The following is a 15,754-nucleotide window of genomic DNA, read 5'->3' as shown; positions in this document are numbered from 1 at the left end:
TTTCCGAAATGGCCTAACCAGTTCGGACGAGTATCTGCGCCGGGAACGTCGAAGCAACCGGCCTATGCCAGGTCGCATCGGCGCTGCAGGCCTCCGCGCGGGCTCCCCAGGTTCTTCTTTCGGGGAGGTAGGTGATGGTTGAACTCGATCGCGCCGACATTGCGCTTCTCCAAGCCGTTCAGAAAAACAACCGGCTGACCTCTGAAGAACTCGCGGGGATGGTCCACCTCTCGCCGACGGCGTGCCAACGGCGTTTGAGAAGGTTGCGCAACGAGGGCGTCATCGAGGGAGACGTTTCCATCGTCTCGCCCAAAGCAGTCGGACGACACATCACCATGATCGTCATGGTGTCCCTTGAACGGGAAAGGGCCGACATCGTCGATCGATTCAAGGCTGCGATACGAAATACGCGTGAGGTGATGATGGGTTTCTACGTAACGGGAGATGCCGACTTCATGCTCGTGATTACCGCGAAAGATATGCAGGACTACGAGCACTTCACGCGCCGGTTTTTCTATGAAAACGCAGATATCAAAGGCTTCAAGACCATGGTTGTGATGGACCGTCTCAAGGCCAGCTTCGCTATCCCGCTCGAGGTGTAGTGATGATGTCGCAGCGACGGATCCAGTGTCACCTCCATTTATGCAGGGACCCTGCGTGATGTGCATTCGAATCGACGGGCCGCGCAGCTCCGCTGCTAGGTGCAACAACAGACACCATGACGACTAGACCAGGAGACCACCATGAACATGCCTACCAACAACTTCCTCTCCGAGGTCGAGCGTAACGCAGTCGTCGAGATGCGGCACGCCATGCATCGCGAGCCCGAACTTTCCAACAACGAGTGGAAGACCCAGAAGCGGATTATCGAGACCTTGGCCGCCTTCGGCCTGACCGAAGCAAAGACGTTTCACAAGACCGGTGTCTATGTCGATATCCAGGGCTTGGCCCCAGGCGCAAATCGTTCGATCGCGATGCGCGGAGACATCGACGCGCTTCCCATTCAGGAAGCCCGCGACGACCTGCCGTATCGGTCGCAAGTGCCAGGCGTCATGCATGCGTGCGGTCATGACATGCATGGCTCAATCGCCTTGGGAACGGCGCTCGCTTTCCATCGCATGCGCGAAAATTTCTCAGGCAGGCTGCGAGTGTTCTTTCAACCCGCTGAAGAAGCAGAACCACTTGGCGGCCGGACTGTCGTTGAAGAAAACTTGCTAGACGGGTTCGACGCCGCAGTGGGATTTCATGTCCGCACTGACATTCCAGCCGGCTCCTATGGCGCCCGTGCGGGCGCCGTAACAAAGTCAGCGGATCAGTTCTCGCTCGAATTTATCGGGACGATGGCACACGGCGCCAAGCCTCACTTGGGCGTGGACGCGATCGCGATAGCAGGCGCCTTCATCAACGAAGTTCAGAAGGTGGTGTCGCGCGAAATGCCGGTTGACGATGGCGCTGTCGTTACGATCGGCACGATCCACGGCGGGGAAGCGACGAACATAATCTGCCCTTCGGTCACAATGACCGGAACGATCCGGACGAGCAGTCCCGAGAGGAGAAAGTTGCTGGTTCAACGGGTGCGCGAAATTGCCGAGGGCGTTGCTGCGATCCATCGAGGCCGGGCCGAATTTAGCTCACACGCGGGCGAGCCTCCTGTGGTCAACGACAACTCAATGGTCGAGCGATTCAAGCAGATCGTCGTGCAGTCCGATGGCGAGGACAAATATATCGAGGGTTCGGCAAGCTCCGGCAGCGATGACTTTGGTTTTTACTCCGGCTGCATCCCGTCAATCTATTTCTGGTTCGGCAGCAAGGAGCCGGGAAACGAATCCGGCGTCCATACGCCGACGTTCGGGGTGTCCGACCAGACTCTCGTCCCGACAACCGAGCTGGCGATCCGCTACTGCTGGGAACTCTTTCAAAGCGCGTAACGCGCGGCTGGTGCGGAGGGAGGACCTTGATGATTGACCTCGACGACATTGAAGGCGCAAAACGGCGCATCAAAGATCACATACTCACTACGCCGCTCGCGCATTCTCCGTCTCTGTCGAACTGTTGCGCTGTGCCCGTATATCTAAAGCTGGAGCACCATCAGACGACAGGCAGTTTCAAGCTGCGCGGCGCCTTCAATGCCATTCTTCAACTGTCCGCGGACGAGCGGGCACGCGGCGTTGTGGCCGCGTCGACGGGCAATCACGGTCGTGCTCTGTCGTTCGCAGCCAACACGTGTGGTGTGACGGCCACGATCTGCATGTCGAACCTGGTCCCCGAAAACAAGGTCTCGGAAATTCGCCGGTTAGGTGCCGAGGTCCGTATCGTCGGAAAATCCCAGGATAACGCTCAGGAAGAGGCCGAGAGGTTGGCGGGCGAGGGACGGTGCCTCGTCCCGCCGTTCGATCACCCGGCAATCATTGCCGGTCAAGGAACGCTAGGGCTAGAAATCGTCGAAGCGTTGCCGGACGTGGCGACTGTGCTCATCCAGCTCTCGGGGGGCGGTTTGGCTTCTGGGGTGGCGGCAGCCGTGAAAAGCCAGCGGCCGGATGTGCGTATCATTGGGCTCACGATGGATCGCGGCGCTGCGATGAAGGCAAGCCTTGATGCAGGTCGCCCGGTGCAGGTCGATGAGTTTGAAAGTCTGGCGGATTCGCTCGGCGGCGGGATTGGCCTCGCCAATCAATGGACTTTTCCCATGTGCCGCGACCTCTTGGACGATGTCATTTTGTTGAGCGAAGCCGAAATAGCGGCTGGCATCCGACATGCATACCTCCAGGAGCGCGAGATCGTCGAAGGCGCAGGGGCGATTGGCATCGCGGCGCTCCTGGCGAACAAAGTGCGCAACCTTCATGGACCCGTCGTGACTGTGCTGTCGGGCCGCAACATCGATATGAATTTACATCGTCGCGTCGTGAGCGATGAGACAGCAGATATTATTGCGAGGACCACGTCATGAGATCGATGACCATTTTGACTGAACGGCAACTGAGAGATCTGGTGACTCTTGATCTGGAGGCTGTGCGTTGCGTGGAAGAGGCATTTCGCACGCTTGCAACAAAAAAAGTGGTGATGCCGCCAATTCTTCGCCTCGATATTTTGGAGCATCGCGGTGAGGTTGACGTCAAGACGGCCTACGTACCTGGTCTCGATGGCTTCGCCATCAAGATCAGCCCCGGCTTTTTCGGCAATCCCGAAATTGGCTTGCCCAGTACAAACGGCCTTATGGTTTTGCTGTCAAGCAAGACCGGTTTGGTTCAAGCATTGTTGCTGGATAATGGTTATCTCACCGATGTTCGGACGGCCGCAGCAGGTGCCGTGGCTGCAATGCACCTCGCTCGCAAAGACGCGTCGGTGGCTGCTGTCTTTGGCGCTGGTATGCAGGCGCGCCTACAGTTGCAGGCGCTCATGCTGGTCCGACAAATTCGTGAGGCGCGGATTTGGGCGCGTGACGCTGCCAAAGCCAACAAGACGGCCCGAGAACTGTCTGACCAATTGGGCATCAGCGTCATCGCTTCCGATAGCCGGGAAGCAGCCGTTGCCGGTGCGCATGTGATCATCACCACAACGCCGGCTGATCAGCCGATCCTGGAAGCTCGATGGCTCGAACAAGGACAGCACATCACGGCGATGGGCTCCGATGCCGAACACAAGAACGAAGTAGAGGCCGAGGCTATTGCGCGCGCCGATCTCTACGTGGCTGACAGCCTCGCTCAGACGCGACGCCTCGGTGAGTTGCATCACGCGATTGAGGCGGGGGCTGTCGCGGAAGATCGTGCCCTTCGAGAACTCGGCCAGATTGTTGCCGGTGCTGTGGCTGGACGCACCGACGATCGCCAGATCACGATCGCCGATCTGACCGGGACGGGTATTCAAGACACTGCCATTGCAAATCTTGCTTTCGCAAGAGCGCTGGCCGTCAAAGCCGGAACAACAATAGACTGATGACGTGCCTGGGCCGGCACTGAAGTCGGTGGCCGCCTGGGCGTGAGGCGCAGTCGAGCAAGTTCACACGTCTTACGATACTCGCATTGACCAAACCCGTCCGAAATCGAGGAACTTCATCATGACTTCGCAAAGCAGCACTGTTCTTGGACTACTTGAGCTGGATGAAGGCGTGTCACCAGACAGTCCGCTTCTTAGCCCGCGCGAAGGATCCCTATTGCACCCGGCAACGTTTGGCGGGCCTGTGATCACGGAAATGGTGGAAGGCGCCTTTGCAGAGGTTGTCATTCGAGGTGATGCTTCGCTGGAACACGCCTGCATTGCGGCTGCACAGCGATTGGTCGATCGAGGTGCCAACGTTGTTGCCGCTGACTGCGGCTTCCTTATCCGCCACCAGTCTGCAATCTCTGCAGCAGTCAATGTACCCGTCATAACCTCAAGCCTTCTACTCATTCCGACTTTGTTACGTCAGCTATCGCCCGCGAAAAAGCTCGCGGTATTAACAGCGGATTCGCGACATTGCACCGAAGACCTGTTGGGCATCCAGCACCCGGCGGATCGGAAGCGCGTGGTCGTCGGAGGCATCGAAGGTGGTGTATACGTGCGCAATGCCGTGGCGCGGCCGTTCGTGCGGACAGCGCTGGATCAGATCCAGCAGGAGGTCGGTGCCCGTATCGATCAACTGCGCTCCGACCACCCCGAGATTGCGATGATACTCTTCGAGTGCACTGGCTTCCCTGTCGTTGCAAATGCCCTTCGGCTGAAGACAGGACTGCCCATCTACGACATTACCGACCTCTGCAAACTGACGCTTGCGACTGTGACCGCCCGCGTCTGACTTAGCGCATCCAAATCTAAAGGAACTGAAATGTCTGACGAGAAACTACGGTTCGAACTTTCTGAATACAGAACACGCCTCGAGAAGGCGCGCAGCGCCATGGAGCGAGCTGGCATAGACGTACTGGTCGTTACCGATCCCGCTAACATGGGCTGGCTTACCGGTTACGAGGGCAACTCGTTCTACGTGCCACAATGTGTTGTTGTGTCAAAGGACAAGGATCCCCTCTGGTTCGGCCGTGGTCAGGATGCCAATGGATGCCGTCGCACGGCATATATCGGCGAGGATCGGATCAGGTGGTACGAGGACCACTACGTTCAGTCAGACACCTTGCACCCCATGACCGTTCTTGGCCAGTTCCTCACGGATGAGGGGCACGGTTCAGCCATAATCGGTCTGGAGAAGGACAGCTACTATTTCTCACCGGCCGGTTTCGAAGCCCTTACAGCCGCACTTCCCAACGCGCGCTTCAAAAACGCCATGCGCATGATCAACTGGGAACGCATCGTCAAATCCCCTCGTGAAATCGAATATATGCGCGGCGCCGGCAAGATTGTCGAAGCGATGTATGAGCGCATCACAGAGGTGCTGCGGCCGGAAGTAAAACAGTCGGACATAATCGCTGAAATTTCCTATGTTGGCACCCGTGGTGTGGGCGACTACTGGGGAGACTATCCGTCAGCCGTACCCAACCTTGGCGCCGGTGCCGATGCCTCAGCTCCTCATCTGACGTGGACTGATAAGCCCATTCGCGCGAACGAAAGCATCTTCTTTGAACTTGCTGGTGTACACAAACGGTACCACTGCCCGCTCTCTCGGTCGTACTATCTCGGTAAGCCGAGCCAGCAAATGCTGGATGCTGAGAAGGCCGTTTTGGAAGGCATGAGCGCCGGCCTTGAGAAGGCTGTGGTGGGAAATTACTGCGAAGATATCGCTCTGGCCTACGGAAATGCCCTTGCGAAATACGGTCTGAAGAAGGCAAGCCGCGCCGGCTACTCCATTGGCATGGGATACCCGCCGGCGTGGGGCGAGAACTCCGCCAGCTTCCGCGACGGTGATAAGACCGAGCTGCGCCCAGGCATGACATTTCATTTCATGTCCGGGCTTTGGTACGACGACTGGGGTATCGAAATTACCGAAAGTTTCTTGATCACGGAGGGCGAAGTCGAATTCCTGTCCAATGTCCCCCGCAAGTTGCTCGTTATCGAGTGAGTCCAATCCCCGGGCGAAATCGTGATCCACAATGCGCCCGGTGACGCCTTGCCACAAGGAGGCGTGGCTTCCTTGAATTGGACACCTCAAGTGCGAAAGAAACGATGAGGAAAGTCGCATGTCCAAAAATCCCATTTCGCGCGTCCGTGCCAAGGGCGATGCCTTCTCGATCGGCGTGACACTCGGACGAGCAAGCGCTTCTGCTTTCCGAGAGCGCGTCTTGCACACTGAAGAATATCGGGCGTTGGATACCCGGTGGCGCCGATCTGCATATTTGAAGGCTCTCGAAGCTGCGGCGCGCGCAACCTATCCCCGCTTTGTGCGCGAAATCGAGGGCATCGCCGAAGGCGCCGGTCAAGATTTCGATTCGATCTTCCTCTGGAATTGCCGCGGAGACCTTCGGCTTCCCGAGGATGTCTCCCCGGCAACAGGGTCGGTTGCTGCCAATGGATGCACGACACTCCTGCTGCCGGCGCAGGACGACCGCCCCGCAATAATTGCCCATAACGAGGACGGTGACCAAGCGCTCCTCGGCGCCTGCTTTTGGGTTGAAGTCGAGCCGGACGAGGGACCAGCCTGGGCCAGCTTCATGTACCCTGGCATGCTGCCCGGCCACACGTTTGGCTTCAATGAGATGGGGCTCGTGCAGACGATAAATAACATCACCGCGCATGATCTTCAGCCTGGAGTACCCCGACACATCATCTGCCGCGCGATCCTCGACTCAAGGTCGTTATGCGATGCGGTAGAAATCCTCAAGCGCAAGGACCGTGCCAGCGGATTCCATCATAATCTCGGCGAGACGAAAACGCGCCGGCTCGTCTCAATCGAGGCTCCCGCTTCAGGCTGCGCCATTCGGGAGGCCGTCACCCCCCAAGGCCATGCGAACCATTTGATCTTCGAAGAATTCGCCCAGTTGGAGCAGACCATCAGCGCCTCTTCCCGCGATCGTCAGGCGGCAGTGGACCGGGTTACTGCCGGACAAAGGCTCGCTGAAGACGCAGAAGTCGCTCTATTCGATGAGACGGTGCCGATCTACAAGAACGGAACAATCGATGGGTCGCAAACTCTGGCGATGGGCGTGTTCGCGCTATCCGCTGACCGGGTTGATTGGAGCGTCCATGCTGCCCCCAACGAGTGCGATGTCCTGGGAGGAACGGTGCTAGTCAAGTAGGCTGGTGATGTTTTGAGGCTGCGCGGACGCTTGCGATGGGTGGAGAGTGTGGCCTGACATTCCAATCTCACCTGAGGTGGGCCGGTCCTCAAGCACCCTCGATCCTCGCTTTGTTCTTCAACCTATGTCTCCGCGGTCGATCCAACCCAATGAGCCGACCGCACGGGTCAAATCAGCAAAGCCTCCACCGATAGCGAATTCCTGCAAAAAGCGAGGAAGATTGCAGGAACCCGGCGTCACCCCGGAGCGAAATGGTGCGATGAAGCTAGCACCTACAGGCAATATCATCTGAGCGGGTCGGGCAAGCGAAAGCTGTCCTCAAGTCGAGGTTTTGCTGCTCGCACTTGATCAGGCCCAGGTTCACAGGAAGAAAAGCGCGCAGCTGAAAAGCGGCGACCGAAGGGGTTAAAATGACCATCAACATCAAAGACATCGCTGAGAAAGATCGTAACTCGGTCCTGCATCCCTTCACCCAGTTGAAGGACTTTGCGACCGGCAAGCTCGGCGAACCGACGATCGTGGAGACCGGCAAGGGAATCCGCATCCAGGATGCGCACGGCAACCAGCTGATCGACGGTTTTGCCGGTCTCTACTGCGTCAATGTCGGCTATGGCCGCACCGAGGTTGCCGAGGCGATCTCTCGTCAGGCCTATCGCCTGGCCTATTATCATTCCTATGCCGCGCACACGACCGATGAGTTGGCTATCCTCTCCGACCGCCTCGTCAAGATGGCGCCCGGCAAGATGAGCAAGGTGTTCTACGGCATGTCCGGTTCGGACGCCAACGAGACCCAGGCCAAGCTCGTCTGGTACTACAACAATCTGCGTGGCAAGCCGACGAAGAAGAAGATCATTTCGCGTGAACGCGGCTATCATGGCTGTAGCGTCGTCTCCGGCTCGATGACCGGCATGAGCTTCTATCACGACCATATGGATCTGCCGCTCCCGCAGATCGATCACGCCGGTGTTCCGCATCACTATTGGGGCGCCAACCCCGGCGAGACCGAACGCGAATTCTCGGCCCGTCGCGCCGCCGAGCTCGACGAGATGATCGAGACGCTTGGACCGGACAATGTCGGCGCTTTCATCGCCGAGCCGGTGCTTGGCACCGGTGGCATCACGCCACCGCCGGAAGGCTATTGGGAAGCAATCCAGGCGGTGCTGAAGAAGCACGACGTGCTGCTGATCGCCGACGAGGTGATCACCGGCTTCGGCCGCACCGGCTCGATGTTCGGTTCGCAGCACTACGGCATCGAACCCGACCTGATCACGGTCGCCAAGGGCCTGACCTCGGCCTACTTTCCGCTATCGGCTTCGATCGTGGGCGAGAAGGTCTACAAGGTCATGGAAGAGGGAGCTGACAAGGTCGGCGCCTTCTCGCATGGCTATACCTATTCCGGGCACCCGATCGGTGCGGCCGCCGCAAACGCGGTGCTCGACATCGTCGAAAAGGAAGACCTGCCCGGCAATGCCCGCGAAGTCGGTGCCTATTTCCAGGCCCAGCTCAAGGAGAAGTTCGCGCAGCTGCCGATCGTCGGTGAAGTGCGTGGTGTTGGCCTGATGGGCGCGATTGAATTCGTTGCCGACCGTGAGAACAAGACCAGGTTTGATCCGTCGCTGAAGGTCGGTGCCCGCGTCTCCAAGGCTGCTCGAGACCGGGGCCTCATCGCCCGCGCCATGCCGCATGGCGACATCCTCGGCTTCGCGCCGCCGCTCGTCACCACCAAGGCGGAGATCGACGAGATCGTCTCGATCGCGGAAAAGGCAGTACGCTGCGTCATCGATGACCTGGTTCTGAACGGTCAGAAAATCTGACCGCCAAGCGGTCGGTCGCTCCTACCGCAACCAATGCAGTCATGGAAACGAGAACAGGGCAGGGACCTCTCCTTGCCCTGACCGACCAACTCAGCCGCCGCGCAGGTGGCGCATCATCACGCAAGAGGAAGCCGGCCTATGACCGTTGCCAAACTTCATATCACCACCAGTCTGGCGCCGATCACTGTTTACAGCCCTTATGACGGGTCTGTCCTCGGGACGATTGACGCCACGGATGCGAGCGAAATTAACGAACTTCTGGCCCGCGCCCGTCGCGGCGCAGAGCTTTCAGCCAGGCTGCCGAGACATGAGCGCGCGCGCATCCTCGAAGGAGCTGCGCGGATCATCGAGAGCCCCCGTGAAGCATTTGCCGAAACCATCGTGCGCGAAGCCGGCAAGACGATCGTCCAGGCGCGCAAGGAAGTGCTTCGTTGCGTCAATACGTTAAAGCTCTCTGCCGAGGAGGCAAAGCGCAATGCCGGTGAGATCGTACCGTTCGATGCCTATGTCGGCTCGGAACAGCGTCAGGGCTGGTTCACCCGCGAGCCGCTCGGGATCATCACCGCCATTACACCTTACAACGATCCGCTGAACCTGGTCGCGCACAAGCTCGGTCCGGCGATTGCCGGCGGCAATGCGGTTCTGCTGAAACCGTCAAACCTGACGCCGTTCTCCTCGATCAAGCTTGTCGAAGCCTTGGTGGAAGCGGGCTTGCCACCCGAGATCATCACCGTCGTTCACGGCGATCGCGAGATCGTCTCGGCTCTCGTCTCCGCGCGTGAGGTTCGCATGGTGTCGTTTACCGGCGGCTTCGCTACCGGAGAAGCGATCAGCCGCAAGGCGGGCCTTAAGAAACTCGCGATGGAGCTTGGCGGCAATGCGCCGGTCATCGTCATGAACGACTGCGACTTCGACAAGGCGGTTGAAGGATGCGTCTCCGGCGCCTTCTGGGCAGCCGGTCAGAATTGCATCGGCGCCCAGCGTGTTCTTGTCCAGGCCGAGCTTTATGAGCGCTTCCGCGATGCTTTCGTGGCGGCGACGAACAAACTCAAGGCCGGCGATCCGCTGAAGGAGGACACAGATGTCGGTCCGATGATCTCCAAGGAGGTCGCCCAACGCACCGAAGCAGCCGTCAACGACGCCATCGCCGCCGGCGCGAAGTTGCTCTGCGGCCACAAACGCGAAGGGTCGCTCTATCACCCGACGGTGCTGGAAGGTACGCCGGTGACCTGCCGCCTGTGGCACGAAGAAGTGTTTGCGCCCGTGGTCATGCTTGCACCGTTCGAGACGCTCGATGAAGCGGTCGAGCTGGCCAATGAACCCGAATACAGCCTGCACGCCGGCATCTTCACCAGCAACCTCAATGTCGCACTTGACGCCGCAGCCAGGATCGAAGCTGGCGGCGTGATGATCAACGACTCCTCAGACTACCGCTTCGATGCCATGCCATTCGGCGGCTCCAAATACGGCAGCATGGGCCGGGAAGGCGTGCGCTTCGCCTATGAAGAGATGACCCAGCCAAAGGTCGTTTGTATCAACCGTGGGTAAAGGGACCTAGCAGCCGTTTGATACCGCTGCCGGACTTTCGAACCCAAGTGAATGAATCCAGGCGGCGCCTCGGCGCCGCAACAGCCGAACCTGATGGGGGGAGAATGAACAAAATCTTCGACAATCCGACGTCAGCACTTGAGGGCTTGCTGTTCGACGGCATGTTCATCGCGGCGGGTGGCTTTGGCCTTTGCGGCATTCCGGAGCTGTTGATCGATGCGATCCGCAAAGCTGGCACCAAGGACCTGACAATCGCGTCGAACAATTGCGGTGTTGACGACTTCGGCCTTGGCGTGCTGCTGACGACCAGGCAGATCCGGAAGATGATCTCGTCCTATGTCGGTGAGAACGCCGAGTTCATGCGGCAATATCTGAGCGGTGAACTCGAGCTCGAGTTCAACCCCCAGGGAACACTTGCCGAGCGCATGCGCGCCGGCGGCGCCGGCATTGCCGGCTTCTACACCAAGACCGGCGTCGGCACCGTCGTCGCGAAAGGAAAAGAACTCAAGGTCTTTGATGGAGAGGTCTTCGTTCTCGAGACTGGAATCGTCGCCGACCTGTCGATCGTCAAGGCCTGGAAGGCGGATACCTCGGGCAATCTCGTCTTCCGCAAGACGGCCCGCAACTTCAATCCGCCGGCCGCCACATGCGGCAAGATCTGTGTCGCTGAAGTCGAGGAAATCGTCCCGGTCGGCAGCCTGGATCCCGATCACATCCATGTGCCGGGGATCTACGTGCATCGCCTGATCCAGGGTCAGCACGGGAAACGCATCGAACAGCGCACCACGCGCGCGGCGGCTTGAGGCTGGGGAGAAACACATGGCCTGGGACAGAAACCAGATGGCGGCGCGCGCTGCACGCGAACTTCAAGACGGCACCTACGTCAATCTCGGCATCGGCATCCCGACGCTGGTCGCCAACTACATCCCTGACGGCGTCCACGTGACGCTGCAGTCGGAGAATGGCCTGCTCGGCATCGGTCCCTTTCCGTCCGAGGGTGAGATCGATGCCGATCTGATCAATGCCGGCAAGCAGACGGTGACGGCACTGCCGCATTCCGCCTTCTTCGATTCAGCGCAGAGCTTCGCGATGATCCGCGGCGGCAAGATCGCGATGGCGATCCTGGGCGCGATGGAGGTAGCCGAGAACGGTGACCTCGCCAACTGGATGATCCCCGGCAAGCTCGTCAAGGGCATGGGTGGCGCGATGGATCTGGTTGCTGGTGTGAAGCGGGTGGTGGTCGTCATGGACCACACCAACAAATCAGGCGAATCCAAGGTGCTGAAGGCCTGCACCCTGCCGCTGACCGGACAAAGCGTCGTCGATCGGATCATCACCAATCTCGGTGTGCTCGACGTCGTCGATGGCGGACTGAAGCTGGTCGAGCTTGCCGAGGGCGTCACCGACGGCGAGATCCGCAGCGCCACCGAGGCGACCATCGTCAACTAGGCCTGAGCCTTTTGCCGAGTAGCTGGAGCCGGCCTGTGCCGGCTTCGCGAGGACCATAGAGGAGACCACCATGAGCATCCCATCGATCGTCATCGCCAGTGCTGGCCGCACCGCGGTCGGATCCTTCAACGGCGCCTTCGGCAACACGCCGGCGCATGAGCTCGGTGCTGCCGTCATCAAGGGCGTACTTGAGCGCGCGGGCGTCGAAGCGGGTGAAGTCGACGAGGTGATCCTCGGCCAGGTGCTGCAGGCTGGCGAGGGCCAGAATCCGGCGCGCCAGGCAGCGATGAAGGCGGGTGTCCCACAGGAAAAGACCGCCTGGGGCATGAACCAGCTCTGTGGCTCGGGCCTTCGCGCCGTCGCGCTCGGCATGCAGCAGATTGCAACCGGTGATGCGGATATCATCGTCGCTGGCGGCATGAAGATGGGCGACTTCAAGATGATCGACACGATGATCAAGGACGGCCTGACCGACGCCTTCTACGGTTATCATATGGGCATCACCGCCGAGAACGTCGCCCGTCAGTGGCAGCTCAGCCGCGAGGAGCAGGATGCGTTCGCACTCGCCTCGCAGAACCAGGCCGAGGCCGCACAGAAGGCTGGGCGTTTCGCCGACGAGATCATTCCCTTCATCGTCAATGGCCGCAAGGGCGACGTCACCGTCGACCAGGACGAATATATCCGCCACGGCGCAACGCTCGACCAGATGACCAAGCTGCGTCCGGCCTTCGACAAGGAAGGCACGGTCACCGCCGGCAACGCCTCCGGCCTCAATGACGGCGCCGCCGCCACCCTGCTGATGAGCGAAGCGCAGGCTTCCAAGCGCGGCATCCAGCCGCTTGCGCGCATCGTCTCCTGGGCAACGGCCGGCGTCGACCCGCAGGTCATGGGCACCGGCCCTATCCCGGCTTCGCGCAAGGCGCTGGCCAGAGCCGGCTGGGCGATCGGCGATGTCGAGCTGGTCGAGGCCAACGAGGCTTTCGCGGCGCAGGCCTGCGCGGTCAACAAGGACCTCGGCTGGGATCCTGGCATCGTCAATGTCAATGGTGGCGCCATCGCCATCGGCCATCCGATCGGTGCCTCCGGCGCCCGCGTGCTCAACACGCTGCTCTTCGAAATGAAGCGCCGCGGCGCCAGGAAACGTCTGGCAACGCTCTGCATCGGCGGCGGCATGGGTGTCGCCATGTGCGTGGAAGCGATGTGAGGAGGCAGGGCCATGGCCTCCGCCGAGTACCGTCTCTGCGACGTATCGCTCGACCGGTCGTTCGCTGGCCGGGACGCGAGAATTGAGCGGGAGCAAGCGCTCGCGGTTATCGACCTCTTGGAATCCAACACCTTCATTCCGGTCGGTCACGATGGCGGGCCATACCGCCTCACGATTGCGGCGGCCGACGGGCGCCTCGCGTTACATGTCGCCGATGCCCATGGCGAGCATGTCGTCAGTCACTACCTGTCGCTGACGCCGTTCCGCCGATTGCTGAAAGACTATACCCGCATCTGTGAGAGCTACTACGACGCCATCCGCCACCCAGGCCCTGAACGGCTTGAGGCGATCGATATGGGCCGGCGCGGCGTCCATAACGAGGCAGCCGAACTGCTGAAAAGCCGGCTGTCAGCGAAAGTGAACATCGACAACGACACCGCCCGCCGGCTGTTCACACTGATCTACGCCCTGCTCGTGCGCAATGCCGACCGTCGAGTTCTGCTGAGCTGACACAGCTTCGGCCCGAAACTTTCCCACCAAGGAGGAACACCCCAGTGAACGCAATACCACAACGCAACGTGCAAGCCGGAGAAACCAGCTCCGCAGGCTTCCTGGATAGCGTTGACCAAAACTTCCGTCATGCCATGACATTCCTCGACCTGCCGGAAGGCCTGTCGGAGCGGATCATGCAGTGCAACTCGACCTACACGGTTCGGTTCGGCGTCCGCCTGCGGGGTCGCATGTACAGCTTTATCGGCTGGCGCTCGGTCCATAGCGAGCACTGCGAGCCGGTGAAGGGCGGCATTCGCTATGCGTCGAATGCCGATGCTGAAGAGGTCGAGGCCCTGGCAGCGCTGATGACGCTCAAATGCTCGCTGGTCGATGTGCCGTTCGGCGGCTCGAAGGGCGCGCTAAAGATCGATCCGCGCGAATGGACGCCGCAGGAGCTCGAGCGCATCACCCGCCGCTTCACCCAGGAACTCAACAAGCGCGGCCTGATCGGCCCCGGCGTCAACGTCCCGGCACCCGACATCGGCACCGGCGAGCGGGAAATGGCCTGGATGATGGACGAGTTCCGCCGCGCCAATCCGACCGATGTCATCAACGCGCGCGCCTGCGTCACCGGCAAGCCGCTGTCGAAGGGCGGTATTGCCGGCCGCACCGAGGCAACCGGCCGAGGCGTGCAGTTCGCCATCCAGAGCTATCTCCGCGATCCGCGCACTGCCGGCCTGAACGGCAAGCGCGATCTGAAGGGTGCTGCAATCATCGTCCAGGGCTTCGGCAATGTCGGCTACCATGCGGCAAAGTTCGTCTCTGAAGAAGACGGTGCCCGGGTGACGATTGTTGCCGAACGCGACGGCTATGTCGCCAACGCCGATGGTCTTGCGATCGAGGCGCTGAAGCAGCATCATATCAAGACCGGCAGCATTCTCGGCTTCGAAGACGCCACCTCGTTTGCCGGCGATATGACGGGCATTGCGCAGCCATGCGACGTCCTCATTCCGGCGGCCATGGAGAATGCCATCCATGCGGGCAATGCAGACCGCATCAAGGCAAATTTGGTCGTCGAGGCGGCCAACGGCCCGATCACCTTCGAGGCTGACAAGGTGCTTCGCACCCGAGGGATCACCGTTCTTCCCGATCTTTACGTCAATGCCGGCGGTGTCGTCGTCAGCTACTTCGAGTGGGTAAAGAACCTGACGCATATTCCCTTCGGTCTGATGGAACGGCGCCGGCGCGAGCGGCGCAACCAGACCATCGCAATGGCGCTGGAACGCATGACCGGCAAGGAATTCCCCGCCGATATCCGCGATGAATTCCTCGAAGGCGGCGCCGAGATCGACCTCGTCCGGTCCGGCCTCGAAGACGTCATGCGCAGCACCTGGACACGGATCGCCGACCTCATCGAACAGCAACCGGAACTCGGTGACTACCGGACCGCCGCCTATGTCGCGTCGATCCGGCAGATCGCCGATGCTTATGAAGCGATAGGAATCTGATCAATTGCCTGCCTAGTCTTACTGCGTCACAAATTTGTGGATTTTATCGATCCTTCATCCGGGAGCAGCATGGACATCGCTGGAGGTTGCGACTGAGTGCGACGGTCAAGTGCCTTCGGATTGTGGCGATCGAATTCGACACGTGTCGCTCGGGTCGGATCGGGGGCTCCGCGGGGTCGATAACCCTGGGGAAGGCCAGATTGCGGGCGGTTTTTGGTTTCGGGCGGCGCTGAGGGGGGAATCGTCTCCCTTTGGGAGATGAGGAATCCGTAAGCGGCAATGCAGAGGCTTGCATGATGATGGAAGCCGCGCCAACCGCGTCCCTCATAGTGGCCGAGCCCGAGTTCCTGTTTGAGTTCCTGATAGTCGCGCTCGATGCGCCAGCGCAGCTTGGCGGTGCTGACGAGCTTTGCGAGCGAAGCGGCGGCCGGGAGAGTGGAGAGCCAGTATTTGAGTGGTTCGGCATCACCCTCGGGCCATTCGATCAGCAGCCATTCCTCGGCGCGGGGCTCGGTCAATTTGTAATCCCTGGACGCGGGCCTGACGCGCACGGCGGCGAAGCGAGAGTTGAGGTCAGTGTTG

At 60.1% G+C, this 15,754-nt stretch carries 15 protein-coding genes; 14 read left to right on the top strand and 1 reads right to left on the bottom strand.

Features of this window, described 5'->3' with window-relative positions:
- Positions 1-134: 134 nt before the first annotated feature.
- The 14 genes from K290_RS0129185 (at position 135) to K290_RS0129120 (ending at position 15,172) form a co-directional block, all read left to right on the top strand.
- Complete coding sequence (locus K290_RS0129185) at positions 135-602, top strand: Lrp/AsnC family transcriptional regulator (protein ID WP_004128880.1); 468 nt, start codon at positions 135-137, stop codon at positions 600-602.
- Positions 603-743: 141 nt separating this feature from the next.
- On the top strand, positions 744-1,928 hold the full coding sequence (locus K290_RS0129180; protein WP_004128884.1) for a M20 family metallopeptidase: 1,185 nt from the start codon (positions 744-746) through the stop codon (positions 1,926-1,928).
- Positions 1,929-1,957: 29 nt separating this feature from the next.
- Positions 1,958-2,947, top strand: coding sequence for a hydroxyectoine utilization dehydratase EutB (gene eutB / locus K290_RS0129175; protein ID WP_004128886.1), 990 nt, complete (start codon positions 1,958-1,960; stop codon positions 2,945-2,947).
- Positions 2,944-3,933, top strand: a complete 990-nt coding sequence (gene eutC / locus K290_RS0129170; protein WP_004128888.1) for an ectoine utilization protein EutC — start codon at positions 2,944-2,946, stop codon at positions 3,931-3,933. Before eutB ends, eutC begins: the two co-directional genes overlap by 4 nt.
- Positions 3,934-4,054: 121 nt before the next feature.
- Positions 4,055-4,771 (top strand): aspartate/glutamate racemase family protein, encoded by a 717-nt coding sequence (locus K290_RS0129165; protein ID WP_004128890.1) that lies wholly within the window; start codon positions 4,055-4,057, stop codon positions 4,769-4,771.
- Positions 4,772-4,801: 30 nt separating this feature from the next.
- Positions 4,802-5,983: a M24 family metallopeptidase gene (locus K290_RS0129160; protein WP_004128891.1), complete on the top strand. Its 1,182-nt coding sequence runs from the start codon at positions 4,802-4,804 to the stop codon at positions 5,981-5,983.
- A gap of 118 nt (positions 5,984-6,101) precedes the next feature.
- Positions 6,102-7,157: a C45 family autoproteolytic acyltransferase/hydrolase gene (locus K290_RS0129155; RefSeq protein ID WP_004128892.1), complete on the top strand. Its 1,056-nt coding sequence runs from the start codon at positions 6,102-6,104 to the stop codon at positions 7,155-7,157.
- A 410-nt stretch (positions 7,158-7,567) separates the two neighbouring features.
- Entirely contained in the window at positions 7,568-8,971 is a 1,404-nt protein-coding gene (locus K290_RS0129150) for an aspartate aminotransferase family protein (protein WP_004128893.1), read from the top strand.
- A gap of 138 nt (positions 8,972-9,109) precedes the next feature.
- Positions 9,110-10,519: an aldehyde dehydrogenase family protein gene (locus K290_RS0129145; protein ID WP_004128894.1), complete on the top strand. Its 1,410-nt coding sequence runs from the start codon at positions 9,110-9,112 to the stop codon at positions 10,517-10,519.
- A 104-nt stretch (positions 10,520-10,623) separates the two neighbouring features.
- Positions 10,624-11,322 (top strand): CoA transferase subunit A, encoded by a 699-nt coding sequence (locus K290_RS0129140; RefSeq protein WP_004128896.1) that lies wholly within the window; start codon positions 10,624-10,626, stop codon positions 11,320-11,322.
- Positions 11,323-11,338: 16 nt separating this feature from the next.
- Complete coding sequence (locus K290_RS0129135) at positions 11,339-11,968, top strand: 3-oxoacid CoA-transferase subunit B (protein ID WP_004128898.1); 630 nt, start codon at positions 11,339-11,341, stop codon at positions 11,966-11,968.
- Between the two features lie 70 nt (positions 11,969-12,038).
- Entirely contained in the window at positions 12,039-13,172 is a 1,134-nt protein-coding gene (locus tag K290_RS0129130; RefSeq protein ID WP_004128900.1) for an acetyl-CoA C-acetyltransferase, read from the top strand.
- Between the two features lie 12 nt (positions 13,173-13,184).
- A complete protein-coding gene (locus K290_RS0129125; RefSeq protein WP_004128902.1) occupies positions 13,185-13,682 on the top strand; it encodes a UPF0262 family protein in 498 nt (165 codons plus the stop codon).
- A 44-nt stretch (positions 13,683-13,726) separates the two neighbouring features.
- Positions 13,727-15,172, top strand: a complete 1,446-nt coding sequence (locus K290_RS0129120; protein WP_037136561.1) for a Glu/Leu/Phe/Val family dehydrogenase — start codon at positions 13,727-13,729, stop codon at positions 15,170-15,172.
- 26 nt (positions 15,173-15,198) lie between these two features.
- On the opposite strand, the gene K290_RS38555 is transcribed toward K290_RS0129120, so the two are convergent.
- Positions 15,199-15,754: transposase (locus tag K290_RS38555; RefSeq protein ID WP_051264256.1), on the bottom strand; the 556-nt coding region annotated here is incomplete at its 5' end.

The sequence above is a fragment of the Rhizobium leucaenae USDA 9039 genome (genome assembly GCF_000426285.1).
Classification (GTDB): domain Bacteria; phylum Pseudomonadota; class Alphaproteobacteria; order Rhizobiales; family Rhizobiaceae; genus Rhizobium; species Rhizobium leucaenae.
This window is presented reverse-complemented; position numbering and strand designations above follow the sequence as displayed.

Excerpts from the sequence above, each read along its gene's own strand:
- K290_RS0129185 (WP_004128880.1), top strand. The coding sequence starts at position 135 with ATGGTTGAACTCGATCGCGCCGACATTGCGCTTCTCCAAGCCGTTCAG.
- K290_RS0129180 (WP_004128884.1), top strand. The coding sequence starts at position 744 with ATGAACATGCCTACCAACAACTTCCTCTCCGAGGTCGAGCGTAACGCA.
- eutB (WP_004128886.1), top strand. The coding sequence starts at position 1,958 with ATGATTGACCTCGACGACATTGAAGGCGCAAAACGGCGCATCAAAGAT.
- eutC (WP_004128888.1), top strand. The coding sequence starts at position 2,944 with ATGAGATCGATGACCATTTTGACTGAACGGCAACTGAGAGATCTGGTG.
- K290_RS0129165 (WP_004128890.1), top strand. The coding sequence starts at position 4,055 with ATGACTTCGCAAAGCAGCACTGTTCTTGGACTACTTGAGCTGGATGAA.
- K290_RS0129160 (WP_004128891.1), top strand. The coding sequence starts at position 4,802 with ATGTCTGACGAGAAACTACGGTTCGAACTTTCTGAATACAGAACACGC.
- K290_RS0129155 (WP_004128892.1), top strand. The coding sequence starts at position 6,102 with ATGTCCAAAAATCCCATTTCGCGCGTCCGTGCCAAGGGCGATGCCTTC.
- K290_RS0129150 (WP_004128893.1), top strand. The coding sequence starts at position 7,568 with ATGACCATCAACATCAAAGACATCGCTGAGAAAGATCGTAACTCGGTC.
- K290_RS0129145 (WP_004128894.1), top strand. The coding sequence starts at position 9,110 with ATGACCGTTGCCAAACTTCATATCACCACCAGTCTGGCGCCGATCACT.
- K290_RS0129140 (WP_004128896.1), top strand. The coding sequence starts at position 10,624 with ATGAACAAAATCTTCGACAATCCGACGTCAGCACTTGAGGGCTTGCTG.
- K290_RS0129135 (WP_004128898.1), top strand. The coding sequence starts at position 11,339 with ATGGCCTGGGACAGAAACCAGATGGCGGCGCGCGCTGCACGCGAACTT.
- K290_RS0129130 (WP_004128900.1), top strand. The coding sequence starts at position 12,039 with ATGAGCATCCCATCGATCGTCATCGCCAGTGCTGGCCGCACCGCGGTC.
- K290_RS0129125 (WP_004128902.1), top strand. The coding sequence starts at position 13,185 with ATGGCCTCCGCCGAGTACCGTCTCTGCGACGTATCGCTCGACCGGTCG.